Raw genomic sequence first — 18,150 nt, forward strand, 5'->3', positions numbered from 1 at the left:
ATTAAATTTTTGCCTATTACACTTTAGCCATGACGTTTAACTCCAAGCCAAACCCTAAGCCAAACTCCACCCCAGACATTTACTCTCAAAATCAGCCTTGTCGGCCGCCACACAGTCTGTACCATTCTACTGTTGCTTATTGACCTAAGTTCAATTATTACGCAACAACCACAGGCATTTACAACTCGTCAAATCATCCGAAAAAACTTACAAAATGTGTACGGTTACATCCCGTTTTACATTTCATATATACGCTTTTACTTATCCAGATTTACATGACAGGTATCAAAGGCATCTAAAGCCTTTCATATGATACAAAGCACCAAACCGATCGATTGTAATCATTGGAGTTTTTTCACGCCAGTATCACACACATTATGAGACAGGGAAGGGTGTTGTACGTATGCGAATGAGAAAAAAGTGGTTATCCGGGGTCATGGCAATGGCCATGAGCACAGTGTTGATTCTATCGGGCTGCTCTAGCGCCAGTAACGAGGGTACAGGCAATTCCCCCGCTCCGGCGGAAGGTAGCGAGCCTCCGGCAGAAGTGGCAGCACAGGATACGATGATCATGGGACGCGGCGGAGATTCTGTGGCGCTGGACCCGGCAATTGTTACGGATGGGGAGTCGTTGAAGATTGGACATCAGGTATTCGACTCATTGCTGGACTACAAAGAAGGTGGAACCGAGGTTGTTCCTGGACTGGCTGAGAGCTGGGAGATTTCGGCGGATGGACTCAAGTATGACTTCAAGCTGAAGTCCGGCGTGAAATTCCACGATGGTACCGACTTCAACGCAGACGCTGTGGTGTTCAACTTCAACCGATGGAGTGATCCGGCCAGTGAATATAAATTCGAGGGAGATTCCTTCGACTATTATGATTCCATGTTTGGTCCGGAAGATGGACGTGTGATCAAGGAAGTAAAGGCGATTGACGAGACAACGGTCGAGTTCACACTGAACCAGCCACAAGCGCCTTTCCTGCAAAACATAGCGATGACGCCATTTGGCATTGCAAGTCCAACTGCGATTCAGGAGAAAAAGCAAAATTTCAAGAGCGAGCCAGTAGGCACAGGCCCATTTGTATTCAAAGAGTGGAAGCGAAACGACTCCATCACCCTGGAGAAGAATCCGAATTATTGGAAAGACGGACTGCCGAAGCTGAACAAAGTGATCGTGCGTTCGATTCCGGATAACACGGCTCGCTTCAATGCGCTGCAAAACGGCGAGATTGATATCATGGAGGATCTGAACCCGGATGATCTGTCCATTCTTGAGGGAAATAGCGAGCTGCAAAAAATCGAGCGTCCACCATTTAACGTGTCATACATTGGTTTTAACTTTAAGAAAAAACCGTTTGATAACGTGAAAGTAAGACAAGCCCTCAACCACGCGGTAAACAAACAGGGCATTATCGATGCTTTCTTTGCCGGACAAGCGCAACCAGCGGTAAACCCGATGCCGCCAACGCTGTGGGGGTATAACGATAGTATTGAGGACTATGCTTATGATCTGGAAAAAGCAAAAGCATTACTTGCCGAAGCCGGCTACCCTGACGGATTGCCTGACCCGGTAACATTCTATGCCATGCCAGTATCCCGGCCGTATATGCCTGACGGCAAGAAGGTTGCCGAAGCGATCCAGGCCGATTTTGAGAAAGTCGGAGTGACCGTCAACATCGAATCACCGGAGTGGGCGACGTACTTGGATGATGCCAAAGCTGGGGAGAAAGACGACATTTACATGCTTGGCTGGACCGGTGATAACGGTGACCCGGATAACTTCCTGTACACGCTGCTCGATAAGGATGCAATCCCGGGCAACAACCGCAGTTTCTACGTAAACGAAGAATTGCATACGTTGCTGACGAGTGCGCAGAAAGAAACGGATCAGGACAAACGTGCGGAACTGTACAAGCAAGCGCAAGTGATTATTAAGGAAGATGCTCCATGGATTCCACTTGTGCACACCACTCCTATTCTGGCAGGTAAAGCGAACCTGAAAGATTTCGTGCCGTCCCCATTGGGCACGGAATCCTATGCCAATGCCTACTTTGAATAACTTATATGCGAGCTGAACTTAGTATTATCACGATCCATTAGTTTAAAGCGCTGGCGTACACGCAATGCTTGGCAGAACCCACATCAGGATGTAACGATCTAAAGCATGCATGTCTGCCAGCGCTTTTTATACGTTAAAGGCAGGTGAATGAGGAGTGAACAGTTACATCGTCAAACGTGTACTCGTGTTACTGCCCGTGCTGCTGGGCATGACCCTGATCGTCTTTTCCATTATCCACGCCATTCCGGGTGATCCGGCCGAGACCATACTCGGGCAAAAGGCAACCGAACAATCCAAGCAAGCTCTGCGTGACCAGCTTGGACTGGACAAACCATGGTTTCAACAATATTTCGCATATCTGGCCGATCTGTTTAAGGGAGATCTGGGCACATCCATCCGCACCAAGGTTCCCATTGCCCAGGAAATTGTGCCCTATCTGACGGCGACCCTCGAATTAACAATGGCGAGTATGTTGTTTGCGATCATCATTGGCGTGAATGCCGGGATCGTCAGTGCGTGGAAACATAACTCGTGGTTTGATTACTGCTGCATGGTCATTGCATTGGTGGGTGTATCGATGCCAATCTTCTGGCTTGGGTTGATGGAACAGTGGCTATTTGCGAATAAACTGCACTGGCTGCCATCCATCGGAAGAATGAATGCGCGTGATCCCATTGAAGCCATTACAGGTTTGTATGTGCTGGATACGATGATTGCCGGACGCTGGGATCAGTTGTGGACGGTAACGAAACATTTGCTGCTGCCAAGTATCGCTCTCGGAACAATTCCGATGGCCGTTATTGCCCGGATGACGCGTTCCAGCATGCTCGAAGTGATGAGTTCGGATTATATCCGAACCGCGAAGGCGAAGGGACTCGGCCCGTTTTTTGTTATTTATGGGCATGCGTTGAAAAATGCGTTTATTCCCGTGCTCACCGTCATCGGCATACAGACCGGATCTTTGCTGGGTGGAGCCGTGCTGACCGAAACGATCTTTGCCTGGCCCGGTGTAGGTCGCTATATATATGAAGCAATTAGTTCGCGGGACTATCCGGTAATCCAGAGCGGCATTCTAATTGTGGCCTTTTTTTTCGTAGTAATCAACCTGATTGTGGACTTGCTGTACGCCGTATTCGATCCGCGGATTAGTTATAAATAGGAAATTCATCATTTGGGTTGATGAATGGAACTTAATATAAGATCTTTAAAAAATTACACGACACGAAGAGTGCAGAACCAATCTGTAGAAGCGAAGTGTTCGCATTTATCACCGGATTTCCACCTTTAAATAGGTGGATCAATAAAATCTGGGGATAACAGCGATCGGAAGATGGTGCTGCAATCGTAGTGCTTGAGTGTAATAGAACTCGTTGATCTTGTATTTCATTCATATCCAAGAAGGGAGACGCCGCATGGCCAAATTATCGACCAATACCGGAGCACCTATTGACGCCGCGTCGGCACCTGCATCAGGTCCATGGCGGGAAGCCTGGAGAACATTTCGGAAAAATCGGCTTGCGCTGGCAGGCTTAATTATTATCGTTTTTTTCATCCTGTTGGCCTTTGCTGCCCCGTATATTGCCCCGTATGACTACAAAGAGCAGGTGCTCGCAGATCGTCTGCAAGCCCCTTCGGCAGAGCATTGGTTTGGTACCGATGATCTCGGACGTGACGTATTTTCCAGAGTGCTGCATGGAGCGCGCATTTCATTGTGGGTTGGTTTCTTTTCTGTTATTGGCTCTATTATTGCGGGCGCATTGCTCGGTCTGATTGCTGGATATTATGGAAAATGGGCAGACATGCTCATCTCGCGTTTGTTCGATATCTTGCTTGCTTTCCCCGCTATCCTGTTGGCAATTGCCATTGTGGCGATTCTCGGTCCGTCTTTGCAAAATGCACTGCTCGCGATAGCGATCGTGAACATCCCGACCTACGGACGATTAGTGCGTTCAAGGGTACTTAGCTTGAGGCAGGAGGAATTCATTACGTCTGCGCGTACGCTCGGGGCTAGCAATATGCGAATTCTGTTCCGGCACATCTTGCCCAATAGCCTCACCCCGCTCATCGTACAAGGCACACTGGGGATTGGGACAGCAATTATTGAAGCGGCTGCACTTGGGTTCCTCGGCATGGGGGCCCAACCACCTGACCCGGAATGGGGCAAAATGCTTTCGGATTCCCGCCAGTTTCTGCAAAAAGCACCGTGGACGCTGATTTTCCCCGGACTTTCCATCATGTTCACCGTGCTCGGTTTCAACTTGCTCGGGGACGGCTTGCGCGACACCCTTGATCCAAGGATGGCCAAAAAGTAGAGGTTTGCATCTCTGGTTGCTCTTCTAGTTTCAACTCTAGTTGAATCTCTAACTAAGTCTACAATTCTGTTGCAATTCTAAAGAACCTAGAAAGCCTTATTCTGCGATTTCTTGCCAATGCTGCCCGTACTCATTACAATTTGTATCCAAGCCGGTTCGAACTTTGGTTCGAGGCGGCTTTTGTGTTGCATGATGTATTGCGCTAAAATGGTTAGAGGTGTGCAGAACATGAAGTGTTATTCGATGATTTTGTTAAAATAACCGCCTTCGTATTGACACCCAATTTTGCCATATGTTATATAAAAGGAAGGGTTTAGCACTCCGATCATCAGAGTGCTAACAAATGATGTTTTTAATACACGACTACATATGGAATGATTGTGTTTTGAATATGGATTAAGTTAACTTTAAATAGGATATGAGAATGGAATGAGCTAGAAAAGGCCTGGCACGCGAAAGATTGATCAATAGATTTTCAATTGAGAAAATCTCAATGTTTAAAATCAGTTCCTGATCAGATGCAAAAGTAGTGGAGGGGACGAAATCGATTTGGAGGAAGCGAAGCGTTCGCCTTTATCACTGAATTTCTCCCTTTTCAAAAAGGGAATCAAAGAAATTCGGGGATAACAGCGATCCGAAAAACGATTCGTAACCGGAACGGCTAGACCGCAGAAAATCATGCACTTATTTTAAATGAACGATTGAGTGAATCAAAAAAATCTAGGTATCAAAACGATTGAAGGCTTTTCTAGTAACGTAATATTCTGCATGGGAGTATTCAAAGGTTTACTTTCTATATTCAACCAATTCATTCTATCCCCAATTTGAAAGGAGACACACATTCATGGCTAAAAAAGAATTCCAGGCTGAATCCAAACGCTTGCTGGATATGATGATCAACTCCATTTACACCCAAAGAGAAATCTTTTTGAGAGAACTGATCTCCAACTCCAGTGACGCAATTGACAAAATATATTACAAAGCACTGACGGACGACACACTCGTCTTCAACAAAGAGGACTACTATATCAAGCTCACTATCGACAAAGAGAACCGTACGCTCACACTGACCGATACAGGAATCGGGATGACGCAGGAAGAGTTGGAGAACAATCTGGGCGTTATCGCGAAGAGCGGCTCGCTGGCGTTCAAGAAAGAGAATGAAGCCAAAGACGGCCACAACATCATCGGACAATTCGGGGTTGGTTTCTACTCCGCATTTATGGTGGCGGACAAGCTGACGGTAACGAGTAAAACGCTGGGCAGCGACGAAGCATGGAAATGGGAATCCGAAGGTGCGGACGGATACACGATCTCTCCAGCCGAGAAAGATTCCGTGGGTACGGAAATTGTCCTGACAATCAAACAAAATACCGAAGAAGATTCGTATGACGAATTTTTGGAAGAGTACCGCCTGAGATCCATCATCAAGAAATACTCCGACTTCATTCGTTACCCAATCAAGATGGATGTGACAGGTCAGCGTGCAAAAGAGGGTACGGAGAACGAGTTCGAAGAGTACAAAGAAGAGCAAACCGTGAACAGCATGGTGCCGATCTGGCGTAAAAATAAAAGCGAACTGACCGAAGAAGACTACAACAACTTCTATATGGAAAAACGCTACGGTTTTGATAAACCGCTCAAACACTTGCACATCAGCGCTGATGGCGCAGTGGTATATAATGCGATCCTGTTTATTCCGGAGAACACACCGTTTGATTATTATACAAAAGAGTATGAAAAAGGGCTTGAACTGTACTCTAATGGTGTATTGATCATGGATAAATGCGGTGATTTGCTGCCAGATTACTTCGGGTTTGTAAAAGGTATGGTCGATTCCGAGGATCTGTCTCTGAACATCTCCCGTGAAATGCTGCAACATGACCGTCAACTCAGCCTGATTGCGAAGAACATCAAGAACAAGATCAAGAGCCAACTGCAAAGCTTGCTCAAGGACGAGCGTGAGAATTACGAGAAATTCTATCAAGCGTTTGGCCGTCAGCTGAAGTATGGCGTATACAGCGACTATGGCGTGAACAAGGATACCCTGCAGGATCTGCTTTTGTTCTCTTCTTCCAAAGAGAAGAAATTGGTTAGTCTGGACGAGTACGTTTCCAGAATGCCGGAAGATCAGAAGTACATCTACTACGCATCCGGTGAATCCATTGAACGGATTGAGAAGCTGCCACAGATCGAGGGTGTACTCGACAAAGGTTATGAAGTATTGTACTTCACCGACGACATTGATGAGTTTGCAATCAAGATGATCACGAATTATAAAGAGAAAGAATTCAAATCCATCTCCAGCGGTGACCTGGGCATCGAGGACAGTGCAGACAAAGAAGAGACGGACGCACAGGACAACGACAACAAAGAGTTGTTCGAAGCGATGCAAGCGCAGCTTGGCGGCAAAGTAAAAGCTGTTAAAGCTTCCAAACGCCTGAGAAGCCACCCAGTATGTTTGTCCACTGAAGGTGAGCTGACGATTGAGATGGAGAAAATCCTGAAAGCCATGCCGAACAGTGAAAATGTACAGGCAGATAAAGTGCTGGAGATCAACGTAAATCACGATGTCTTCAAATCCCTCAAAGACGCATTCGCACAGGATAAAGAAAAACTAAGCCTTTACACAAGCTTGCTGTATCATCAAGCATTGCTGATCGAAGGACTACCAATTCAAGACCCGGTAGAGTTCACCAACGATATCTGCAAGGTTATGGTCTAAAATCCGCAATACTGCAGTAATACAACCGGTGTAATAAGAAAGCAGGATTACAACATTTTACGTAACGTAAGGGTTTAAGGTACGGTAGAGTTCTTCTGTAACCTGCAACGGCCTAACCCTTGCAACCACCATCTGCACTCCGACAGGGTATTTCCTTCCTGTCGGTTTTTTTTATTGTATCTTACCTCAGGGGAGGGACGTGAGAGACAGAGAATCATTGAAGTAATAAATGACATCAAGATTTGTTAATAAGAAACAGCGGAAGTAATGAAGGGATGGAATTGATTCTGGAGACAAAAAATGATCGGAAGAACGATCCGTAACCGGAACGGCCGCCGATGCACATTAAGCAATAATATTTCATGTATTTGAATTGTCTGAATATGAACTTTCATAGTGGAACTGTCGTACCTCATTTTACAATTCGTGATAATAACAAAATGAAGCTATGTAGATAAGTCATTTGTTATAAATAATGGTTCCTCCAGATGTAATTTTCAAAAAAATGAATGGAACTATTTTTTACTGAAAAATTACTTTGGCATTGATACAAACTGTTGGCCGTGATACAATTTGTATCAAAAGCGATGTTGAGAGGTGAAAGTATATTAAAGCATTATTCGCACCTAAACCTTTTGATAATTATTTTAAAATTTGGGCCGTTGTTTTACCTATAAATTCTTGGGTTTTAATGCCTTCAAATCCAGGAACCACGCCGGGGTTACTTTTATCCTTGTTATCAGTTGTTTTTGTGCTTTTATTTGCTATTAGTCTAAAATTCAAAAACAATATGGAAGTTAAACAGGTAACAAATTATTTTTATAGAGATATAATTATTTTCGTTTACGTGTTAACGCTATTTAACGGTTTAGCACAATTAACTGTCTTATTCAAAATGAATGAAGGATATGACTACAACTTTGTGCACAATGTTATATTAGTTAACGAAAATGGGCATGTATTTTTAAGAACTAGCCTATTTACTCAATCCATATATCTTATTGCTGCTTCAATAATTTGCTTTTACACTAAGTATTTTTACAAGAAAGAGTGGAATAAGTACATATTCATAGGTACTTCTATATTTCTTATTTATGGGTTTTACGAATGGATTTATTATTTAGTATTTGGAACAACTGGAGACTTTTTAAGTAACAGAGTATTTGCTTTAGATATTAACGGTGATCCTAGATTGGGGAGCATGAGTCAGAGAACTGATGCTTTTGGAATAAACACACTCAGAATGAAGAGTCTAACAGGAGAGCCAAGCGCTTTCGCGCTAACTGTATTACCTCTCTGGGTATTCGCAATACATTTACGCAAACCTTTATTCCATATCCCCATGCTAATAGCATTAATTTTATCTACCTCATCAACCGCATTTTTAGGAATACTGATTTATTTCATCTATAGAGTTTTGCGTTATCATTTAAAAGATAGGTATTGTCAAATACTAATATATTTTTCCACAATTTTAGTTATCCTAAATTATAAAAGGGTTGCATCTGTTCTTGAATTCTTACTATTTAATAAGATTGATTCCCACTCTGGAAATCAAAGATCCTCTTCTATGTTCACACATCTAGAATATTTTTCTCATATGCCATTTTTCAATAAGTTGTTCGGGCTTGGATTTGGATATGTTCGCTCAACCGATTTTTTCTCAACATTATTGGTTAATAGCGGTATATTTGGATTTATTTTCTTTAGTATATTTTTCTTATATCCAATGTTCAAATTAAAGAGAAACTATTTTAATGATGGTCTTAAAATTTCTTTGCTAATAATTTATGTCTCCTTAATGATATCCGTCCCGGAATTTTCCTACTTGACTACATGGTTATTTTTGGGGATAAGTTACAATCAGCTAGCTAGAGAAAAAAAATCAACTATTCTTCATAATTTGAATCCCGCAAAATTTCAATCATCAAAAGTAATGTGAATATGTAGGGACTTAGAATTAAATGTTCGGTAAAGTAGATTTCTCATTCTTTGAGGGATACTTTACCGAACTTTTTTTTAGAGAATTTAATCAATGGAATACGTTGTACTTATTAATTCAACTTTCGCACCTAGAATGTTAACTTAAACCCTTAAAGGCGTAAGTAAGAATTCAATACAGTTACTTCTATTGACAAAAAAACACCTCGCTTCTTTGATTCATGGAAGTATTGAGCAACCATGAAAAGAAAGGTGTATAAACCTATGTTACAACAACATTCCTTGTCCAAACAACCTCGTTTTTCTAAACTTTTTTCTACGCTTCACATCGTGAAAGCCCTCAGGCATGCAGCTATTTCCAAATCGTTTGCCCTTTCGATTTTAGCGATTTTTAGAGCTGAGAAAATTTGAGTAAATTGTGATTTCATTTTATATCATTATCATTTAGGTGCACGGATGATAGTCTGGCAGGGTATAATAAGAGAAGACGACTGTGCATCACAAGTTGATGTGAGAAGAGATGACAATCGCAGACAGGTTTTGCTTTTCGAAACTGCAGAATATGTGTATAATCACTCAAAATAGAGACAGTCGGCTAGGAGTGATCAACATGCAATGGAACGATCTGAGAGAACATAGACAATACCCTGAACTAACGAAACTGGACGGGGCTCGTGCAGCCTATGAGCGCGACTATTCCAGACTGATACATTCACCGACTTTTCGTCGGCTGCAAGGCAAATCGCAGGTGTTTGGCGCAGGAACGGGCGATTATTATCGCACACGATTGACCCACTCCCTGGAGGTGGCGCAGATTGCGCGAGAAGCAGCAAGAAGCTTGCTGCGTCGCTACCCGGAGGTGGAGTTGAACCAGGCGGACAGCCCCGGACTGATTATTGATTCGGAAGTGGTGGAGTGTGCCGCGATTGCGCATGACTTCGGTCACCCGCCTTTTGGGCATAAAGGGGAAGAAGTGCTGGATGGCATCCTCGATGATCTCATCAACACAGAGGTCAAGAAAATCATGAAGAAAAATCGCGGGGCCAAATCACCTCAACCGGAATCGGAAATTCGTGCAGAGCTCAAGCGGAAGTATGAGCACTTTGAAGGTAATGCGCATAACTTCCGTCTCATTATGTATTTGGAAAAACGGGAAGATATCGATGGGTTAAACCTGTCGGATGCGGTGCTGCTGGGCATCAATAAGTACCCGTATCCTGGTACGGAGAGCAAGAAAGGCATGTATCATCATGAATGGCAGTATATCCGCGAAATTCGCGATCGTTGGAACATTCCTGCTGGCAAAAAGACACTTGAAGCGCAGCTGATGGACCTCTGCGACGATATTGCGTATTCCGCACATGATCTGGAAGATGGCATTAAGGCAGGTAAAATCGAAGTACACGAGCATTTCCTGCAAGATCCACATATCAATCGATTGATTGTGGATAAGATTACCACACTGGAGGATCTGTTCTGGAACGGATGGACAAGGGAAGCGATTGGGAAAAAAGTCGAAGAAGTCCTCGCTTCGTTCCTGCGCATCTGGAATGAAAAGATGCCTTTCTGCGAGCATGATTACTCACGTACCCGCCGTGAGGTCAAGGCCTACTGGGTCAGCCTTTTTGTTGCTAGCCTGGGGGTTATTGATAACGGAGACTGGAAAAAGGTGACGTTTGTCCGTGAAGGAGCCGAGGATCTCGATATGCTGCGCACGGTGAGTGTGCTTAAGAGCTTTGCCTGGGTGACCATGATTCGTGACCTTCGTGTGCAGAGGTTGCAAAAGCGCAGTGAATGGATGATCAAGCGTCTGTGGGATGCTTTCCTTGACCCGGAAACGTCTAAATCCATTATTCCATCCGATTGGCTGCAACGCTATGAGAAGGATCAGGCGAAGGCGAATCCGATCTGGACTTGGGAGCATATGGTGATTGATTATATTGCCGGGATGACGGATGCTTTTGCCGAGAAAATCTACAATGAACTTTATGGTCTCAAGGTCGGTTCCATCTACGATCTGGATTAGAGATAAGCGAGACGAAGGGAGATGAGACGCTTGGGTGCGAACATCAGTGGAAAATACAATCTGGGCGTACTTGACCTTGTTCCAAGGTTGAACGGCGCCACAGCAGAACAGGCGCTGCAACAATCCGTTAGACTTGCGCAGCATGCTGAAGCATGGGGCTATTCAAGGTACTGGACATCGGAGCACCATGACATGGACGAACTTGCATCAGCATCACCGGAAGTGCTGCTTGCCCATATTGGCGCGCGAACGAACACGATCCAGCTTGGCTCCGGTGCCGTACTGTTACCTCACTATAGCCCGCTTAAGGTAGCGGAGTCGTTTCGACTATTGGCGGCGCTATACCCGGGGCGCATTGAGTTAGGCTTGGGACGTGCTCCTGGGGGAGGTCCCCATGCAACGATGGCCTTGAGTGGCAATTACTTGCAACATGTGTCCAAGTTGCCTGAGTCGCTCGCTGCACTGACCGAACTGCTGGAAGATCGTTACACTTATGAGGAACATCCGGTGACGGCCCGTCCGATTCCGGAGCTTCCATTATCCTTATGGATGTTGGGTACCAACGTGAAGAGTGCTGAGTTTGCCGCTCGCTTCGGTATGGGGTATGTATTCGGACAATTCATGAGTGATGCGGATGGTACGGAGGCTGTGCGGCGTTATCGGGAGGGCTTTATCCCCAGCGCCAATAGGAAAGAGCCGGAGGTTATGGTTGCTGTAAGTGTGCTGTGTGCGGAGACGCAGGAAGAAGCGTTGTCCTGTAGCCGCGAAATGGCGGAGAAACGCAGAGCTGTTGGGAAAGAGATTCCAACGCAATCTGACAACATCAACACAAGTACCAGCGCCAACGCCGATACCGATGCCAATGAGAATGAAGTACATCGACATTACGCCGGTACACCTGAACAGGTCTGGAATCAGTTGCAGCAGGTGTGCCAAAGGCTAAATACGGATCGGCTGCTTGTGGTGACAACTGGACCGGATTACGAGCGAAGGTTGGCCTCTTACAAGCTACTGGCGAACGCATAAGAGGGCGACTGTTAGTCGTTATGATACAAAGAATGGCTGGTTTCATACCCGCCATCTGCATGGAGTCAAATCGTAAGAGCTGCAGATCGGATATTTGCCGTATGCTGCAGCTCTTTTTTGCTTCATTTTAGTCTTAATTTTACATCCTTCGATTCCGTTCAACAGATGATGTGAAATAATCACAAGATTTTACAAAATAAAGCATGACTAAAACAAAAGAATGTTATAATACTTTACGTCTCTTTTCCTATAGATATAATATAGAAAAGAGTGTTTTGCAAGATGCCAAAAGAAGGGTAAAACAACGACAAAAGAACCTAAAATACGGAAGTGGCCGAAGATGGGCACAAGGGGGAAATCACATGTTCAGCAGATTCAGGATCAAGAGTATCGGTCTGCGTATCAGCATTGCGTTCTATCTATTAATCCTCTGTTTAATTCTTCTTAGTGTCACGATTGTTACACAAATGAACTCGATGGAAAAAAACACGAATATGATCACCAATAACTGGATGCCCTCCATCCAGCAGATTAACCGATTGAATTATACAACAGAACATATTCTGTCATTGAGCTATCGTCACTTTGATGCACAGGCAGGGGCCAAAGCGGACCTTGCTGAAGAGCGCACCAAATACATTCGCGAAACGGCTCAGGCTATTAAAATATATGATCAACAGCAAAAGACGGCTGAAGAAAAAGAACATTGGGAAGCATTAAAGACCAAGTGGGAAGCTTACCTCAAAATCAACACGCAATCCATCAAGCTGAGTGATGAAGGTCAGGAACAACTGGCTAAGGAAGTATCTGAAAAAGGGGCGGCCTCCTTCGATGCCATGCAAGTCCATCTGGACTATCTGGTAGATTACAATCAGGAGCAGTCCGATCTCTCTGCGGCTCAGACGATCAGATCCGTCCAGGATGGCCGAATCATTATCGTCATTGGTGTTCTCGTGATGATTATCATTACAGCAATTGCGATCCCTATTATCCGTTCACAAGTCGTTAAACCGCTGCTTCGGGTGATCAGTGCCGTGAAACTGATTGCGGAAGGTCAATTGAATGTCCAGGACATACATACCAAACATGAAGACGAAGTTGGTGTACTTGCCAAAGCCGTGAATGACATGAAAGGTAATCTGACCTCGATGGTATTGAATGTCAGACGAATCGCTGAGGCCGTCAATCGTCAAAGCAGCGAACTGGCCATTTCCTCTGAAGAGGTTAAGATCGGCAGTCGCCAAATTGCCATAACGATGGAAGAGTCGGCAAAAGCGGCGGAGAGTCAGGCGGAAACGGCTGTTGAATCCGCCCGTACCGTCGAGGGGCTGAACGCAAATATTCAGCAACATTCGGAACAGGGGAATCAGCTTCGTCTGATGTCAGAACTGATTCTGAAACAAGGACAGACAGGTCGCGAGTCCATGGAGCAATCCGTGAACCAAATGCTACAGATTGCTGGCGCAGTTTCCTCTTCCATGAACAAGATGGAACAGCTGGACCGCAAAAACGAAGATATATCGCAGTTGGTTCAAGTTATTCATGACATTGCGCGCCAGACCAACCTGCTCGCATTGAATGCTTCCATTGAAGCTGCCCGTGCAGGAGAGAGTGGACGCGGATTTGCAGTTGTTGCAGCAGAAGTGCGGAAGTTGTCCGAAGCCGTTCGGACTTCTGTAGAAGAGATTACCGTCATCACCGAGGATATCCAGAAGGATTCTCAGGGTGTTGTTGAGGAATTGCGAACAGGTGTACTGGAAACAGAACGAGGGCAGCAGCAAGTACGTAATTCCGGCAATCTGTTCCGTACCATTAATGAGTCGGTAGAGGGTATGGTTCAAGTCATTGGTACAATGACGGATGGTCTGGAAGGTATGCAGGAAGCGAGCGGACGCATGAATGATTTCAGTCAACAAATCTCGGCAGTGTCAGAGGAATCCGCGGCAAGTGTTGAGGAAGTGTCAGCGTCAGCCGAAGAACAGGTGAGTTCAATGGAAACGATTAGCGGCAATATTCAATCCCTAAAAGATCTGTCCGAGGATCTGCTTTCTTCCATTGAAAAATTAAAAATATAAAACCTCTTCTTATAATAGAAGAAACATGAAGGACGGCTACCATATTGAGCTCTACGAACAGCAAAGATTCAGTTGTCGGAAGTTACGTATATACCTTCGCTTGCCATGAGAATGAACTTGCCCTATGTGAATTGGAATTGGAAACGATGCTCGTTCCTGGGACAGATATTGGTTCAGGAGATCACGCCTATGTTTGCTCCAATATTTGCATTCCACCAGGTAGAAGTCCGTTTGTCCGGGGCAGACTGGATGTGACGGCCGAAGCGGATACAGTGGCAGGTCTGAAACCTGTCGCTTCACAAATCGACCTGTCATCTGGTGAAACGTTCAAGGTTGTCTGCTTGAAAGAGGGCGATGACATGCCGGATTATGCGCATTCCCGTCTGCTGGAAAAAGAGCTGGGCATGTGCATTCAAGGCAAAGCTATGATGAAACAGCCTGACGTGACTTTTGGACTAATGCTATTGAATGGAAAATGGCTCTTCGGTCAATGGACAGAAGCCGATCGCTCGTGGCAAACCCATCATCAGAAGCCGCAAAATTACTCCACAGGCCTTGGTGTTACGTTAGCCAGAGCGTTAGTCAATATTGCTATTCCGCAAGTGGAGGGGCATCAGTTGCTCGATCCATGCTGCGGAATGGGAACCGTTGTAATTGAGGCATTGTCGATGGGAATTGAGGCCAAAGGAAATGATTTGAACCCTTTGGCAGTACAGGGTGCTCGCATTAATCTTCCTCATTATGGGTATGATTCAGCCAGAATTACCCTCGGGGATATGAATGATCTGGAAGGTTTCTACGATGCAGTTATTCTGGACATGCCATATAATCTCTGTTCTGTTCTTCCGGATGAGGAACAACTTGCCATGTTGACCAGTTTGAAGAGACTTGCAGGACGGGCAGTGATCGTTTCCACCGAATGGGTGGAGGGGCACATTCTGGATGCCGGATGGAACATCGACCAGTATCGAACGGTGAGCAAAGGTACGTTTATACGTCACATTTGGCTATGCACTTAGAACGACTGCGCTGAAAATAACTGAAAAAAACCTCCGTACCGGAAAAAATCCATTTTCCGGTACGGAGGTTTTTGATTTTCGTAGGGAAACTACCTTACATGAATTTGTACAATTTCACATAGGAACATCTAGCATTTTTAGTATTTATGACTATAATTCACCAGATTGAGCGGGAGGGTTTTTCCGGCGATATATGCTTCCAAATTTTGAACAAAAATATCAAGTGCCCGCTCGGTGTATTGCTCTGTACTGCCTGCAATGTGCGGCGTAATCAAGACGTTATCCTTACCCCATAGTGGATGGTCGGCAGGGAGCGGCTCCTCCTCGAATACGTCAAGTGCAGCAAAGGCAACCTGTCCACTGTCCAGTGCACCCAGCAGAGCTTCCGTATTCACGCTTGGGCCACGTCCCACGTTGACGAAACAGGAACCGGATTTGAAATGCTCAAATGCAGTCTGATTATAGATATGATGGGTTTCATCTGTGAGTGGCAAAATATTGATAACGTAATCGCCTTGCCCTAGTGCTTCGTGTAAGCTGGACATATTGTACATTTGGTCTACATTTGGAACGTCTTTTCCGGAGCGCCGAACCCCAATGACGTTCATGCCCAGTGCTTTGAGAATGCGCGCAGTTTCTGATCCAATCTCCCCCACGCCGACGATAACCGCTGTTTTGCCATGCAGTTCAGGAAGTGGTTTGCCTGGGGATTTCCACTCCGCCTGCTGCTGGTGCAGCATTGCTTGTCTGAGCCAGCGGCTGTGGGACAACATCATGCCCAGAATAATTTCGGTAATGGGAATGGCGTGTACGCCATTAGCACTGGTTACCAATATACTTTTTTGTTCCAAATCTGAGAAAGGAAGGTTGTCCACACCTGCGGACCAGACCTGAACCCATTTCAATGGGCTATTTTCTTCAAGTGCATGTTCAGTTACCAGAGGAGACCAGCCTAAGATAATTTCGGCTTCTTTTAACTCCGATGTGTCAATCTCTTTGGCTTTGCCAACCGTAAGTGTATAACCTGGTGCTGCATCCAGAATACGTTGTTGCTGCTTTGTCGACAGGGATGGAAAACATACAATTTTACCCATAGTTAGTGGCCTCCTGAATTGAAATAAGTTGTGGTATTAGTGTAGCAGAAAAGAAGGTGATGTGCGTAAAAGGCAGGAATACAGCCTCTTGTGCAAATCCCAAAAATTGTGTCACTCTATACTTAACCAGCTTGAAACCATAGAGACGACTGTGAAATAATAAAACGAACTTTAGATGAGGTGTATACCATGAATAACTATTTACATTCACATACGGATCTTCCATCCCGACGGGAACGATTATTTATTGCACTCCGGGTGCCTGCACATATTCAGAATTCACTTCGGATGTCTGCGGAACAGGTGCAAGGAAAGCTAGATTTTCGCAAATGGACGGACTACCGGGATTATCATATTACATTGCAATTTCTGGGAGATATCCTTGTTAGTGACATTGGACAACTTCGGAAAGCGCTGCGTTCGGTAACGGCCGGGTTCCAGCCTTTTGAACTGCAATTATCCGGTTGGGGAACGTTCGGTTTGGAAGAGGCGCCAAAGGTGCTGTGGAAAGGTGTTGAAGGAGAAACGGATCAACTTCATCTTCTGCAAAAACGGATCGTCGACGCAACTTCCTCCCTTGGATTCGAGGCCGAATTAAGACCTTATTCTCCTCATATTACGATTGCGCGTAAATTTCTGGGTCAGGACCCAGGAAATGAAGATAAAGGGATATTTAAAGTGCTTCCAGGGCAATTTTTAAGTGTTAATTCTTGGATGGTGCAAGATTTTGTGCTTTATGTGACACAGCCAGGTCAGGCGCCGATGTATGGGGTTGTGGATACGTTTTCTTTTTCCTGAAACTCATTGATATGACATAAAATCACATTGACATTACGTTATTCCCTATGTAATATTAGCCATCGTTATTCAAATTCTTTTTTTGTGGTTACTTAGATTAGGGAATTGTTTCGACAGGAGGAATCTTCGAATGGATATTATAAGCAAGAATCGTTGGGTGGCACCGATGTTATCTGTGCTGCTTGTATGTATAGTGGGGGCTAACGTCGTTCAGGCGACTGGTAAGTGGAATGAGGCAAGTGATAGCAAACAGATGACCGAACTTGCGGCATCTGCAGAAAATAGCGAAAATTCTTTTAGCGGAGACAGGCGAATGATGGAAGACGGGACAAGTCTATCTACTGATGCGTCTATTCAGACTGATAACTGGACCAATTCGCTCCCGGCCAAGAACTGGCTGACGGCTGCCCAAGAAGAGCAGGAACAGAAAGAAGCCAAGGCTAAACATGCGGCCCGAGCTGCAGCTGCGGCCAAAGCGAAGAAAGAAGCTGCTCTGAAATTGGCCAAGATTGAGCATGCCAAAGCGTTAGCTGCAATTACGACTCCCCCCCAAAAACTTTACTTTACACGGACCAAACTCCTGAACCAGGAAGACTCGAAACTTGCAACCTGGTCATACAGTGTGTCCGATAAAGAGCTGCTTCTGCTGCAAAAAATCGTCATGGCAGAGGCGGAAGGTGAACCGTACGAAGGCAAAGTGGCAGTTGCCAATGTTGTCTTAAACCGGCTGCGGTCAGCCAATTTTCCTGATACCATTTACAAAGTAATCTACCAGAAATCTCAATTCAGTCCTGTTGCGAACGGGCGCTTGAAACGTGTTACTCCTAATGAGGACAGTATCAAGGCAGTTAATGCAGCGTTGAATGGGAAAAAGGAAGTCGCCGATGATACGTATTATTTCTTGTCATTGACGCTTGCGGATGATCTGACAGTGGCTCGCTCCCAGAAAAAAGTAAAAACGATCGGGCATCATACTTTTTACAAGTAATTGACCTGTAAATTCTGCAAACAGGCAGGGTAGTTAACTATGTATTTGCTACATAGACCTTGAAAAGCCCTGTAATGCAGTTTT

The 18,150-nt window shown here is 45.0% G+C and carries 12 protein-coding genes; 11 read left to right on the top strand and 1 reads right to left on the bottom strand.

Going from position 1 to position 18,150, the window contains the following annotated elements:
• The first annotated feature begins 403 nt into the window (after positions 1–403).
• From BLS14_RS17135 to BLS14_RS17175, 9 genes are all read left to right on the top strand, one after another.
• Complete coding sequence (locus tag BLS14_RS17135) at positions 404–2,062, top strand: ABC transporter substrate-binding protein (protein ID WP_371121645.1); 1,659 nt, start codon at positions 404–406, stop codon at positions 2,060–2,062.
• A 154-nt stretch (positions 2,063–2,216) separates the two neighbouring features.
• Entirely contained in the window at positions 2,217–3,221 is a 1,005-nt protein-coding gene (locus BLS14_RS17140; protein ID WP_090953103.1) for an ABC transporter permease, read from the top strand.
• Positions 3,222–3,474: 253 nt separating this feature from the next.
• On the top strand, positions 3,475–4,374 hold the full coding sequence (gene nikC, locus BLS14_RS17145; RefSeq protein WP_090953105.1) for a nickel transporter permease: 900 nt from the start codon (positions 3,475–3,477) through the stop codon (positions 4,372–4,374).
• Between the two features lie 844 nt (positions 4,375–5,218).
• Complete coding sequence (gene htpG / locus BLS14_RS17150; protein WP_063564526.1) at positions 5,219–7,099, top strand: molecular chaperone HtpG; 1,881 nt, start codon at positions 5,219–5,221, stop codon at positions 7,097–7,099.
• Between the two features lie 691 nt (positions 7,100–7,790).
• On the top strand, positions 7,791–9,041 hold the full coding sequence (locus BLS14_RS17155) for a hypothetical protein (protein WP_176854574.1): 1,251 nt from the start codon (positions 7,791–7,793) through the stop codon (positions 9,039–9,041).
• A 609-nt stretch (positions 9,042–9,650) separates the two neighbouring features.
• Positions 9,651–11,066, top strand: a complete 1,416-nt coding sequence (locus BLS14_RS17160; RefSeq protein WP_063564524.1) for a deoxyguanosinetriphosphate triphosphohydrolase family protein — start codon at positions 9,651–9,653, stop codon at positions 11,064–11,066.
• A 30-nt stretch (positions 11,067–11,096) separates the two neighbouring features.
• The gene (locus tag BLS14_RS17165) at positions 11,097–12,092 is read left to right on the top strand and encodes an LLM class flavin-dependent oxidoreductase (protein WP_240321366.1); all 996 of its coding nucleotides are present in this window, start codon (positions 11,097–11,099) and stop codon (positions 12,090–12,092) included.
• 362 nt (positions 12,093–12,454) lie between these two features.
• Positions 12,455–14,167 (top strand): methyl-accepting chemotaxis protein, encoded by a 1,713-nt coding sequence (locus tag BLS14_RS17170; RefSeq protein WP_176854578.1) that lies wholly within the window; start codon positions 12,455–12,457, stop codon positions 14,165–14,167.
• Between the two features lie 44 nt (positions 14,168–14,211).
• Positions 14,212–15,186 carry a TRM11 family SAM-dependent methyltransferase gene (locus BLS14_RS17175; protein WP_256336535.1) on the top strand — a complete coding sequence of 325 codons (975 nt, stop codon included), beginning with the start codon at positions 14,212–14,214 and terminating at the stop codon, positions 15,184–15,186.
• Between the two features lie 137 nt (positions 15,187–15,323).
• On the opposite strand, the gene BLS14_RS17180 is transcribed toward BLS14_RS17175, so the two are convergent.
• On the bottom strand, positions 15,324–16,280 hold the full coding sequence (locus tag BLS14_RS17180; protein WP_090953111.1) for a D-2-hydroxyacid dehydrogenase: 957 nt from the start codon (positions 16,278–16,280) through the stop codon (positions 15,324–15,326).
• A 189-nt stretch (positions 16,281–16,469) separates the two neighbouring features.
• On the opposite strand from BLS14_RS17180, the gene thpR reads away from it, so the two are divergent.
• Entirely contained in the window at positions 16,470–17,078 is a 609-nt protein-coding gene (gene thpR / locus BLS14_RS17185; protein WP_090808044.1) for an RNA 2',3'-cyclic phosphodiesterase, read from the top strand.
• A gap of 130 nt (positions 17,079–17,208) precedes the next feature.
• Complete coding sequence (locus BLS14_RS17190) at positions 17,209–18,066, top strand: cell wall hydrolase (RefSeq protein WP_063564519.1); 858 nt, start codon at positions 17,209–17,211, stop codon at positions 18,064–18,066.
• Positions 18,067–18,150: the final 84 nt, after the last annotated feature.

Source organism: Paenibacillus sp. OK060 (genome assembly GCF_900101205.1).
Classification (GTDB): domain Bacteria; phylum Bacillota; class Bacilli; order Paenibacillales; family Paenibacillaceae; genus Paenibacillus; species Paenibacillus marchantiae.

Bases quoted from the DNA above. Each gene is read 5' to 3' on its own strand.
- BLS14_RS17135 (WP_371121645.1), top strand. From the start codon at position 404: ATGCGAATGAGAAAAAAGTGGTTATCCGGGGTCATGGCAATGGCCATG.
- nikC (WP_090953105.1), top strand. From the start codon at position 3,475: ATGGCCAAATTATCGACCAATACCGGAGCACCTATTGACGCCGCGTCG.
- htpG (WP_063564526.1), top strand. From the start codon at position 5,219: ATGGCTAAAAAAGAATTCCAGGCTGAATCCAAACGCTTGCTGGATATG.
- BLS14_RS17155 (WP_176854574.1), top strand. From the start codon at position 7,791: ATGCCTTCAAATCCAGGAACCACGCCGGGGTTACTTTTATCCTTGTTA.
- BLS14_RS17160 (WP_063564524.1), top strand. From the start codon at position 9,651: ATGCAATGGAACGATCTGAGAGAACATAGACAATACCCTGAACTAACG.
- BLS14_RS17170 (WP_176854578.1), top strand. From the start codon at position 12,455: ATGTTCAGCAGATTCAGGATCAAGAGTATCGGTCTGCGTATCAGCATT.
- BLS14_RS17180 (WP_090953111.1), bottom strand. From the start codon at position 16,280: ATGGGTAAAATTGTATGTTTTCCATCCCTGTCGACAAAGCAGCAACAA.
- thpR (WP_090808044.1), top strand. From the start codon at position 16,470: ATGAATAACTATTTACATTCACATACGGATCTTCCATCCCGACGGGAA.
- BLS14_RS17190 (WP_063564519.1), top strand. From the start codon at position 17,209: ATGGATATTATAAGCAAGAATCGTTGGGTGGCACCGATGTTATCTGTG.